This window comes from Granulicella sp. S156 (assembly GCF_009766105.1).
Classification (GTDB): domain Bacteria; phylum Acidobacteriota; class Terriglobia; order Terriglobales; family Acidobacteriaceae; genus Granulicella.
In genome coordinates, this window is record NZ_LMUH01000024.1 from 25,014 (window position 1) to 35,941 (window position 10,928).

Sequence of the window (10,928 nt, forward strand, 5' to 3'; positions counted from 1 at the left end):
AGGAGGAGCCATCTTCTCCCTGCTGCACTCCTTGTTGGGCGGTATCGCTCTGTTCGTCATCGGCGTCGCGATCGCCCGCCGTGCCACCAAATACGACGTGGAAATTCTGAAGGTTCTCTTCAACTCCGGTAAGTTCCGCCGCAGATACGACCCCATGAAGTTTGAGCCGACAGAGATACGCATAGCGAGGCGCGATGTTCAAGGTTGAAAACATTACGAAGGACTGGAAGGAAGCAGGGTCCCTGCAGGCACACATCAACCTGTATGGATTCTGGGACGAGCACTGCTTTCTGACGAAATCAGGCGATCTAGGCAGCGTGCTCAGAATCGGCGGCATCGATTACGAAAGCCTCGACCATGCAGGCCGTGATTACGCGGTCAAGCGGCTGGAAGCAGCTTTTCGCACACTCGATGACAAGACTCGGCTCTATCAGATTCTCTTCAAACACAACCGGCCAGAAATTCCTTACACCGAGTACGTCAGTCCCCTGGTCCGCGCCGCCGTGGAGCAGCGCAACGCATTCCTGAAGTCCAAAGCCGATCGCCTGTACAGCATCGAGATGTACTGGGTCGTCATGGTCGATGGCAACTATGCCAAGACTGGACTACTCCATGCCATGTCCCAACTCGCGAAGTCTCCACGAAAAGGCTTTCGAGAATTAAAGACACTCTTCGCAGGCAAGCAGCAGCGGACCCTGTTGTACGAGCAGATCGAGCGCGACCGACTATTGCTGCAGCAGAAGGTTCAGAGTTTGAGTGGGCAGCTAGACGACCTTACGACGGTCGAGCTGCTAGGGGCGGAAGGGATCTTCCGGCATATCCGGCGTCTCGTAAACTTCCGCCCCTCCAAGATTGCCGAGGCGCCGCTGTGCGGCGCGCGGCACCTCGACTGGCAGGTGTGTGACTCGGAGCTGGAGGCGCATCGCGGCTACCTGCGCATGGACGACGATTATGTCCGCGTCCTCACGCTGAAGGAGCTTCCCTCCGAGACCCGACCGTTGCTGCTGAACGGCCTGCTCGATATCCCGGCGAACTTCCATGTCGTCACCGAGTGGCATCCCGTCGATAACGCGAAGGCGCGGAAAGAGATTGCATCCCGCCGGCGTCACCATCACAACTCAAAGACCAGCTTTGTATCGAACCTTCAGGACCGGGAGAACAGCGGCAATCAGGACAACCTTGTCGATGACTCGAAGGCCGCCGCCGTCGCGGAGCTTGGTAATGCGCTCACCGCGATGGGCATGGAGGGCAAGTCTTTTGGGGAGTTCACGCTCTCCGTTGTGATCTACGACGAGGACCTGGCTAAGGTCGAACACGCCGTAGCCGAATTCCAAAAACTATTCACCCAGCATGACGGCCTGCTCTACGAAGAACGCTACAACCTGCTCAACTCTTTTTTCGCCACCGTGCCAGGCAACAAGCAGTTCAACCTTCGCAAGCAGTGGGCACTCAACTCCAACTTTGCCGACCTGTCGTTTCTCTTCACCATCGATAGCGGTAACCAATGGAACCCGCATCTGGAGCGGGAATATCTCGCCGTGCTTGAAAGCACCCACGGCACGCCGTACTACCTGAACCAGCACAGCGGCGACGTGGCCCATGCGCTCATGCTCGGGGCCACGGGATCAGGCAAAAGCTTCTCGACCAGTTTCCTCATTCAGTCCGTGCAGAAGTACGACCCGTTTACGTTCGTCTTCGATCTCGGGGGCAGCTACGAGACGCTGACGCGGGCCTTTGGCGGAACCTATCTGAACGTGGGCCTCAAAAATCCCGGCTTTACGATCAATCCATTTTCACTCGAAGCCACCCACGAGAACCTGAACTTTCTGTATCTGTTTCTGCGGGTGCTGATTGAGTCAGGCGGCCGTTACGAGCTGACGCCGGAAGATGAGAAGGCATTATTTGCCGCAATCGAGCGCGTGTACAAGCTGCCCGCAGAAATACGCACTCTCACCAACTTCGCATCCATTCTCGGCCCGCTCGGGGAGCGGCTGTATCGCTGGACACAGGCCGGGCAATTCGGCCATCTCTTCGACAATCCCCAGGACACGCTAGCATTCGCGCGCTTCCAGACCTTCAACTTCGATGGATGGGCGGACTACCCCGATGTGTTGGAGCCGCTGTTGTTTTACGTCTTGCAGCGGGCGTCGTCGGAGATCGAAAAGCCCGCGAATACCGCAACGTTCAAAATGTTCATCATCGACGAGGCGTGGATCTTCCTCAAGAATCAGACCATCCGCGACTGGATCACGCGCGCCGAGAAAACCTGGCGCAAGAAAAATGCCGCCATGCTGCTGGCGACCCAATCAGTGGTCGAGTTGGCATCGTCCGACATGCTGCACATTGTCAACGAGTCCTGCCCCACCAAAATCTTCCTGTCGAACCCCAACATCGACCGCAAACTGTACGCCGAAATCTTCCAGTTGAATGACACCCAGCTTGAGTTGCTGGAATCGCTTGTGCCCAAACGCGAGTTACTGCTGATCCAGCCGCGCGGCACCAAAAAGCTTGTGCTCGAAGTCGATGCCCTCGGCTATTGGATGGCGACTAACAACGCCCGCGACAACATCCGCAAACAGGATTACTTCACCCGCTTCGGACCGGAGCAAGGCTTGATCCGGCTCGCCCAGGACTACCCCAACCCTCTCAACGCATAACTCACCACAACCCTCAAAGGAGATTTTCATGCGCCCTGCTTCATCTATCATCCCCCTTCTACTTGGTCTTGCCGCGACCGTTGCTCACGGTCAGCAGACCACCGCCCGCCTCGTCAAGTACCACGCCAACGACATCGTGAGTGTCCGCGCGAAGATGCGTTACACCACCCTGATCGAGCTTCCTGGTACGGAGAAGATTTTGGAAGTCGCCACCGGCGACAAAGACTTCTGGATCATCGACACCGTTGGCAATTACTGCTTCCTGCACCCGGCTAAGGAAGGCATCCGCTCCAACCTTAACCTCATTACCGACAAAGGCACGGTGTACTCGTTCGTGCTGGACGATGTCGAGTCCGGCGACCCCGACCTGAAGGTTGTTATCGAGCCGTCCGACCTGTCGTCGCTTGCCGCCGCCAACGGCGCCGGCAAACTCGTATCGGCCGGCGAGGTAGAGGCGGCGCGGGTCCAGGCGCAGGTTGCCCAGACCCGCGCCGCCGTTGCTGTCGAGCAGTTCCGCGCTGACTACCCGACGAAAGCATTGCAGTTCGATTACACCTTCCACAACGAAAGCCCCTTCGCCGTATCCGCGATCTACCACGACGACAAGTTCACCTACATCAAGTCGTCGGCCTCCGAGAAGTTCTCGATCTACGAGCTGAAGGACGGCAAGCCCGACCTCATCACCTTCCAGTTGAAAGACGGCACCTACGTCATCCCCACCGTCGTCGATCGCGGCTATCTCGAAATCGGCAAGCACAAGCTCGACTTTCAACGGAAGGCTCAGTAGAGGAGGCGTGATGGCAGACGAAAAACAGACTACCGCTTTACCGGAGCCACAGGGCGCGCCTCCGGCGCCCGAGAATGCCTCCGGCCTGCGCGACAAGCGCGTCCGGCCCGAAGGCGTCGTGCCCAAACAGGCGCAAGGATACGTCATGGCAGGACTCGCGGTGCTCATCCTTATGGCCGTGATGTTCTCGAAGAACCATGCGAAGCCTGCGCCGAAAGAGACGGCATCGTCTCCGCTGGGCGCATCGACCGACATGAACCAGCGGAAGATTCGGGAGCTGGAACAGGACCTGAGCGCGGACCAGCGACAGAGCCAACAGGCCCAACAGGTCCGGAACAGCAACATCCCTGCATCCGGTATCAATGCGCCCGCAACCAACGCTCCCACCTCGCAGACTGCTGGCGTCGCGGCTCCTGCTGCGCAGTTGCCGCCGCCCGCCACAGCGGAACCGCCCCGCGATCCCATCGCGGATGCGGAGAGGGCGATGGCCTTCAAGTCCCGCTTTGCGTCGAATCTAGTCTCCGCACAAGACGGCGCTCCACACCCGTCTACAGAACCGGCCGACGTGGGCGAAAGGACACCGGCTCGATCTTCGAGCTTGCCGCCAACCCCTCCTACGCAGGCCGCCCCTGCCTCTCAGACCACGCCCAAACGCGCGCCGGAGATCAATCTCAACGGTGCTCATGGCCAGCCCTTTGCGGTCTTCGAGGGCACCACGATCGACACCGTTCTGGTAGATCGTCTCGACGGGGAGTTTGCCGGGGACGTTAAGGTCATGGTGACCAATCCCGTCTATAGCGAGGATCGCCAGCACGTTCTGATCCCCGAAGGCACATTCATCCTGGGCACTGCGCAGAAGGTCTCTGGGCTCGGCCAGAAGCGCCTTGCCCTCACCTTCCACCGGATGCTCATGCCGGACAAATACTCCGTCGATCTCGACCAGTTTCACGGTCTCGACCAGGCCGGCGAGACCGGTATCAAGGACAAGGTCAACAACCACTACTTCGAGATATTCGGCGCGTCGATTGCACTGGGCATCGTTGCCGGAGCAGCAGAGGCAACGAACGCCAACCAGGGCTACAACGAATCGGGCACCGAGGCATACAAGACCGGCATTGCTTCGAGCCTTTCACAGTCGAGCGCGACCGTGCTCGACCGCTTCACGAACATCCCTCCCAGCATCACCATCCGCGAAGGTCATCGGATCAAGGTCTACATCACCCAGGACATGCTGCTCCCTGCATACGAGAACCACGACATGCCGGGGGTGATGTGATGCGCACGGTCCTCTTCAGTGCGCTTGCTTGCTTGATGATGGCGGGCTGCGATGTTTCATCGCAGCCCAAGCCATCGCCCTGCCGGTTCAGAGTGCCGGAATGCCTTGAGGTACGTTCCGCGCCCTGTCCCATCACCATCTCTGTCCATCCTTAACCGGCGCTCTTCGAGCGTCTCCACGGAGGTTTCACCATGAAGGCATTAAAGCTGTATGGCATCTTTCTCGCCGTTCTTACTGCGCTCGCGCCCGCGGCGCACGCGCAGTTCGGCTCCGGTATCGTCTACGACCCCACTCAAAGTGCCCATGCTGTTCAGGAAATACAACAGGGGGAGCAGCAGCTCCAGAAGTGGGCGACCGAGCTCAATAACTGGCAGCAGCACCTCCTGAAAGAGGCGCAGATCTTCACCACTGCCGAACAGACCCGGACCCAGATCGTCACCATGTACAACCTCGCCTATCAGATGGCGACCATGCCGCAGAATCTGGAAGCCAGATACAAGGCGGATTGGGCGCAGTGGCAGAGCCTGGCCGCGCCGCCGAATACTTACGGCAACACGTCGCCGCTGGTAAACGCCCTCAACTTTGGTGGTCTGCCCCAGGCGCAGCAGGGCTATAACAACGCCTACGTCCAGGTCCAGAGTTATCCGTCCGGCAACTACTCGTCGCTCGACTCGCGGACACAGGCTACTGTCGCCAACCAGTACGCTACCTCAGAGCTGGCGCAGACAACCACGACCAATACGCTGTCGACGCTTGGAACGATCCGCACGAACGAGTCGGCGTTCGCATCGAAGCTCACCAACCTCGAATCGGATACCTTCTCGACCGATCCCAGCCAGCAGACCCAGAACGCTCTGCTCGGCAAGATCAACTCCGCCACGCTGCTCCAGATCCACTCGCAGCAGGACACCAACCAGCTACTCTCGGCTTCGATTCAGCAGCAGCTCATCGCGCAGAAGCAACAGATCGACGCGCAGAATCGTGCGCTCAATAACTCGGTCTACTTCCAGCAGAACTTTCCCACCACCATGCAGAACGTGAACAACGGCGTGAGCGACTCCATGCACGCCATCTCTCTCAGCATCAACGGGAGCAACTGATGGGACAGAACATCATCGCGCAGCTTGGGCAAGCTATCACCCAACTGCTCTCTACGCAGAGCAACACACTCCAGGCCACGGGACTCGACATCTTCCGTGGCCTGGCCGTGATCCTCATTGTCTGGTTCGGTGTGAAAGCCGCACTTTCCGCCTCCCAGGGAGGGGGCGGCTTTCACTTCGCTAAGTTCGCCGACCTCATCTTGATGATCGCTTTCGGGCTGGGCATGTTGACGTACTATTCCTCGCCCATCCCTGGAACCAGCTACAGCTTCTCGGACCTCATCACCAAGGAGGGTCTGAACATCGCCAACCAGATCGAGTCCGACCAGACCCAGCAGATCGCCAATGCCATCACCAATGAGGAGCAGGAGCTTGGCTCACCTCCGGGCAGCTTCAACATCCTCGAAGACCTCACCTATCTGCTGATTACCGTGATCCTGGCCACGATGGAGGCGGTTGCGTTTGGAGTGATCGCCTACGGCTACGTCGCCTCTGCGGTATGCGTCCTTCTAGGTCCGATCTTCATCCCCTGGTTCATCGTGCCGAAGATGGACTGGCTCTTCTGGGGATGGCTCAAGGCATTCATCGGCTTCAGCTTCTATCAGGTCGTGGCCGCGGCCTTTATCTATGTCTTCTCGAAGGTCCTCACCTCGATGTTCCAGACCATCGGTACGATCACCATCTCGAACGCTCTTACCGTCCTGCCTGCGTTGCTGATTTCGCTCTTCGTCTGCATCTACGGTCTGGTCAAAATCCCCGAACTCACCAGTGCCATCCTCAGCGGTCGCGCCGGCACCTGGGTCAACGTGATGGGAGAGTAATCATGCCAACGACAGCTAACGGACTCCCCATCACCGATGCCGGTCACAAGTTCCTCGAGTTGTACGCGGAGCCGGTTGTGACCAATACCTACCTGAAAGTTGCCATCCTCGTGCTCTCGGTCGTCACGCTTGCTTCGCTTGCGCTCCTCTATCGAGCAGAGACCGCTGCCTTGCGGCTGAAGCCGCTCATCATCTCCATTACTGATGCCGGACGTGGCCAGGTGGTGAACTACGCAGACTTCTCCAAAGTACCCGTAGAGCGCGTTAGCAAATACTATCTCGCGCGTTGGGTCCAGCTTTACTGCGGGCGAAATCACGCCACGCTGCAGCGTGATTTCGCCGAGTCGCTGAACTTTTTCTCGAACGAATTGCAGAGTGCGACGCTGGCGAGAGTCACCAAGGCCAAGACACTTGAGACTTTCGTTCTCGATCCCAGTGCCCCCAACGTGGATATCGAGATTAAGGCGGTCGTGCTCGACGACACGCGGCAGGCCCCGTATCGCGCGCACATCGAGTTCGAAAAGGTCTTCTATTCGTTGGGCGACCAGCAGGAGCAGAGCCGCGAACGCTGGACCGCGAACGTCGTCTATGGCTTTCGCGATGAAGTCCCGAACTCGATGCTCCTCACCAATCCGCTTGGCGTCGTCATCAGCTACTTGCACGAAGACCAGGCATTCGGGAGCTGACCATGAGAGCGAAGAAACCCATCCTTCTCTATTGCGCCGATGTGAACCTCCTTTCTGCAACGGCGTTTGCGCTGCGCTTGCACGACTACGACGTTGCCGCTGTCCGCGATGCGAAAGAAGCGATCGCTCTCGCTAAGGGCAAAGATGCCTCGCTTGTCTGCGGAGTGTTGATCCACGCCCGGCAGGGTGACCCAGCCGGCCGACTCATCCATCTCCTGCTTGAAAGCGACGCACGCGTTCCGGTGCTGCTGGTCGATCGCGCTGGCGACCTTGCGCCAGTTCGCTACGCCGACATGGTGCTCTACGGACACAACACGACGATGGCGCACATCTTCTCGGCCCTTCATCTTCTCTGCGATCGGAAGACCAGTCCGCGGCCACAGAGTGCAGCATGAGAGATCCGGTCATGATTCAGCTGTCCTCCAGGGTTTCTCCCGACTCGTCCTCGGGCACCCGCTCGGTGCTTCACCCGCGCCCGGCGGCACGGCGCGTCTCTGCTTTTTCGGCTTTCAGAAAATCTTTATGCAACGAACGCAAAAACATTTTCCGAACCTTCCGAAAAAGACGCCGCTTGGCCTTGGGAGCGGGGCACCTTCGCCGGTTGGGTGACCCGAGCACGCTTCGGGCAAACCCAATAACGGAGGACATCCCCATGAATTCCATATCGCTCGCTGGCATCATCGCAAGCGTCCCCGCCACGTTCAGTATCGGCAACGATCTGACCTATACCAGTTTCCGTCTGCGAGTCCACGGCTCGTATCTGGACAGTCAGGGCGACCCATACTCCTATGCCGAGGAACACACAGTCATCTGCGTTGGCAAGCTCGATCATTTCATCCGCGCCATTCCCCGCGACCATGAGATCGAGGTGGATGGAGAGCTACGCAGTCGCATCCATGTTCTGCGCATAGGCGGTCACGTCGCCATCGAGGTTGCGTATCCGTTCACGGAGATCGTCGCCACCACAATCCGATGGCTCGATCTGACCCTTTCGAGAACAGCAGCGGATGACACCCTCATCGCCCTGTACAAACCGGACCCTGCATGATTCGGGTCCACGGAGAGGCTGTGCGTTCGCAGTCTCTCCTCCTCTTTCACGGCACTCGCACAAGAAGGATCGCAGATTGATTAGTGCTCAGTACATATCGGGCCATAGAGAAACGACAAGCTATCGCCTCATGGTTGGCGATGTATTGTCGCGACTCTGCGAACTACCCGATGAGTGCGTGCAATGCGTCGTGACTTCGCCTCCCTATTGGGGACTCCGAGATTACGGTGTCGAGGGACAGTTTGGCCTCGAGTCCAGCCCTGAAGAGTACATATCCAAGCTCGTCTCTGTGTTCCGTGAAGTCCGCCGCGTGCTTCGCCGCGATGGGACTCTTTGGATCAATATCGGCGACACCTACGCCGGTTACTGGGGAGACAGAAAGGCCAGAGAGGAAAATCGACGATCCAGCGCGGATACAAATGGCTGGACCAACGGCTTTCACATGAACGCGCGGCCATCCTTCCATTGCGCGTTCGACCAGCTACAGATCAAGCCTAAGGATTTGGTGGGTATCCCGTGGATGCTGGCCTTCGCGTTGCGATCTGACGGGTGGTGGCTTCGCTCCGATGTGATCTGGTCCAAACCCAATCCCATGCCCGAGAGCGTCACGGACCGGCCTACAAAGAGTCACGAATACGTCTTCCTTCTGACAAAGAGTGACCGTTACTTCTACGACGCAGAAGCTATCAAAGAGATCGCAGTAGGCGGGACACCCGGAAACACCAAACACAAAGGGAAGACCGCCTTCGAGAATGGCGACGTTCACATGCGGACCAAATCCGGGCTTACGGAGATGGTTGCCTTCGCACGCCGCAACAAGCGCACCGTCTGGACTATCGCTGTTGAGGCATTCCCCGAAGCACATTTTGCTGTGTTTCCGACCAAGCTGGTCGAACCATGCATCCTCGCCGGAACAAGCGAGCACGGTTGCTGCTCCAAATGCGGGGCGCCGTGGAGGCGCATCGTTCAACGCGGTCTCTCCTTTCGATCAGGTAGCGGCAGATCCGGCAACACCCCGGAGGGAAAGTATGCCGGCAGCGGCCAAGCGAAGAGCGGCGACTACGACATCCGCCTTGGTCCGGTCGTCACGACCGCGACCGTCGGCTGGAAGCCGCCCTGCAAATGCGAGGCGGAGAGAACGCCCTGCACCGTACTCGATCTTTTCAACGGCGCGGGAACGACCGGCCTCGTCGCTCTGCGACTTGGCCGTCAATACATCGGCATCGAGTTGAACGCCGAGTATGTGGCCATGTCGGAGAGACGTGTTCGTGAAGATGCCCCGCTGTTCTCGCAGGAGGCGCGCCGATGAGATATCTCTCCGTCTGCTCAGGGGTCGAAGCTGCCTCGGTCGCATGGGGACCCCTGGGGTGGACTCCCGCGATGTTCGCTGAAATCGACCCCTTCTGCTGTTGGCTGCTGCGCTCGCGCTATCGCGCATCGCGCCCGCTTCATATGCCGAGTCCGCATGATGCGTCCTCGCACAAAGAAGCCAAGCAACGCGCGGCAGCCATTCGCAACATAGTTGCTCTGCCTGTCGAAGGCACGGTCGTCAACGCCGGAGACTTCACTTGCATAAGGAGAGAAGATGTTGGAGCAATCGACCTTCTGGCCGGAGGCACACCTTGCCAGTCTTTCTCCATCGCCGGTAAACGAGCGGGACTGGATGACCCGCGTGGCAACCTCACCATCGAGTTTGCTCGACTTGCTGATCGGCTCAGGCCCGTATGGCTGGTGTGGGAGAACGTCCCCGGTGTCCTGTCGATTGACGGAGGACGGACGTTTGGAGCCTTCCTCGGAATGCTGGTCCAACTCGGGTATGGGATCGCCTACCGGGTTCTCGACGCTCAGTTTTTCGGAGTACCCCAGCGCAGGCGCCGTGTCTTCGTTGTCGGATGTCTTGGAGACTGGGGAGCTGCCGCAGCGGTATTTCTTGAGTGGCACGGCCTGTCGGGGTATCCTCCGCCGCGCCGAGAAGCGCGGCAAGGAGTTGCCGGAGGCGTTGAAGTCGGCCCTGCTGGCGGTCGCCTCACAGACACCGCCCCCACCATCGATACCGGATGCAAGGACGGCTTCGTCCGCAATCAACTAGGCGCCGGAGTGCTCTCGTCGACCGATGAGATATCCCATTGCCTCAACGCCGGTGGCATGGGACGACAGGACTTCGAAACCGAGACGCTCATCGCTCACGCGCTCTCAGCCGATGGCTTCGACGCGAGCGAAGACGGCACCGGGCGTGGAACGCCCATGGTGCCTGTCGCCATCCGCACTGCGCACACGCAGTCGAACGGCTCCGGCTTCTCCGACGATGTCGCCCATACGCTGGAGAGTGGCGGCGGAACTCAAGCTGTCGCGTTCAATCTGCGTGGACGTGAGGGCGGAGCTATGCCGGAGACATCCGACACGGCAAGCATCCGTTCCGCATCTGGAGGAAGCAGCAATAGCTATGTCGCCTTCTCCGCCAAGGACTACGGAGCCGATGCGGACGAGATCGCACCAACCCTGCGCAGCATGGGACATGACTCCAGTCACGCCAACGGTGGCGGACAACTTGCC

General features: G+C 59.0%; 11 protein-coding genes. All 11 read left to right on the forward strand.

Annotated features, from left to right (window positions below; genetic code table 11):
- The coding region (locus tag GSQ91_RS18800) for a hypothetical protein (RefSeq protein ID WP_158823310.1) at window positions 1–208 on the forward strand (208 nt) is incomplete at its 5' end.
- Complete coding sequence (locus tag GSQ91_RS18805) at window positions 195–2,657, forward strand: VirB4 family type IV secretion system protein (RefSeq protein WP_158823311.1); 2,463 nt, start codon at window positions 195–197, stop codon at window positions 2,655–2,657. The genes GSQ91_RS18800 and GSQ91_RS18805, both read left to right, overlap by 14 nt.
- A 28-nt stretch (window positions 2,658–2,685) precedes the next feature.
- Window positions 2,686–3,444 carry a TrbG/VirB9 family P-type conjugative transfer protein gene (locus tag GSQ91_RS18810; RefSeq protein ID WP_158823312.1) on the forward strand — a complete coding sequence of 253 codons (759 nt, stop codon included), beginning with the start codon at window positions 2,686–2,688 and terminating at the stop codon, window positions 3,442–3,444.
- A 10-nt stretch (window positions 3,445–3,454) separates the two neighbouring features.
- Window positions 3,455–4,720: a TrbI/VirB10 family protein gene (locus tag GSQ91_RS18815; protein ID WP_158823313.1), complete on the forward strand. Its 1,266-nt coding sequence runs from the start codon at window positions 3,455–3,457 to the stop codon at window positions 4,718–4,720.
- A gap of 191 nt (window positions 4,721–4,911) precedes the next feature.
- Window positions 4,912–5,820 (forward strand): hypothetical protein, encoded by a 909-nt coding sequence (locus GSQ91_RS18820; protein WP_158823314.1) that lies wholly within the window; start codon window positions 4,912–4,914, stop codon window positions 5,818–5,820.
- On the forward strand, window positions 5,820–6,641 hold the full coding sequence (locus GSQ91_RS18825; protein ID WP_158823315.1) for a type IV secretion system protein: 822 nt from the start codon (window positions 5,820–5,822) through the stop codon (window positions 6,639–6,641). The genes GSQ91_RS18820 and GSQ91_RS18825 overlap by 1 nt, the downstream gene beginning before the upstream one ends.
- A 2-nt stretch (window positions 6,642–6,643) precedes the next feature.
- Window positions 6,644–7,327, forward strand: a complete 684-nt coding sequence (locus tag GSQ91_RS18830; protein ID WP_158823316.1) for a VirB8/TrbF family protein — start codon at window positions 6,644–6,646, stop codon at window positions 7,325–7,327.
- Window positions 7,328–7,329: 2 nt separating this feature from the next.
- On the forward strand, window positions 7,330–7,722 hold the full coding sequence (locus GSQ91_RS18835; protein WP_158823317.1) for a hypothetical protein: 393 nt from the start codon (window positions 7,330–7,332) through the stop codon (window positions 7,720–7,722).
- Window positions 7,723–7,979: 257 nt separating this feature from the next.
- Window positions 7,980–8,375, forward strand: a complete 396-nt coding sequence (locus GSQ91_RS18840) for a hypothetical protein (RefSeq protein ID WP_158823318.1) — start codon at window positions 7,980–7,982, stop codon at window positions 8,373–8,375.
- A 190-nt stretch (window positions 8,376–8,565) separates the two neighbouring features.
- Window positions 8,566–9,684, forward strand: a complete 1,119-nt coding sequence (locus tag GSQ91_RS25755; protein ID WP_216845329.1) for a site-specific DNA-methyltransferase — start codon at window positions 8,566–8,568, stop codon at window positions 9,682–9,684.
- Window positions 9,681–10,928, forward strand: a 1,248-nt coding sequence (locus tag GSQ91_RS18855) for a DNA cytosine methyltransferase (RefSeq protein ID WP_216845331.1), incomplete at its 3' end; no start/stop codon positions are given. The genes GSQ91_RS25755 and GSQ91_RS18855, both read left to right, overlap by 4 nt.

Coding starts and splice junctions, on each gene's coding strand:
- GSQ91_RS18840 (WP_158823318.1), top strand. CDS start 7,980: ATGAATTCCATATCGCTCGCTGGCATCATCGCAAGCGTCCCCGCCACG.
- GSQ91_RS18805 (WP_158823311.1), top strand. CDS start 195: ATGTTCAAGGTTGAAAACATTACGAAGGACTGGAAGGAAGCAGGGTCC.
- GSQ91_RS18815 (WP_158823313.1), top strand. CDS start 3,455: ATGGCAGACGAAAAACAGACTACCGCTTTACCGGAGCCACAGGGCGCG.
- GSQ91_RS18835 (WP_158823317.1), top strand. CDS start 7,330: ATGAGAGCGAAGAAACCCATCCTTCTCTATTGCGCCGATGTGAACCTC.
- GSQ91_RS18825 (WP_158823315.1), top strand. CDS start 5,820: ATGGGACAGAACATCATCGCGCAGCTTGGGCAAGCTATCACCCAACTG.
- GSQ91_RS18820 (WP_158823314.1), top strand. CDS start 4,912: ATGAAGGCATTAAAGCTGTATGGCATCTTTCTCGCCGTTCTTACTGCG.
- GSQ91_RS18830 (WP_158823316.1), top strand. CDS start 6,644: ATGCCAACGACAGCTAACGGACTCCCCATCACCGATGCCGGTCACAAG.
- GSQ91_RS18810 (WP_158823312.1), top strand. CDS start 2,686: ATGCGCCCTGCTTCATCTATCATCCCCCTTCTACTTGGTCTTGCCGCG.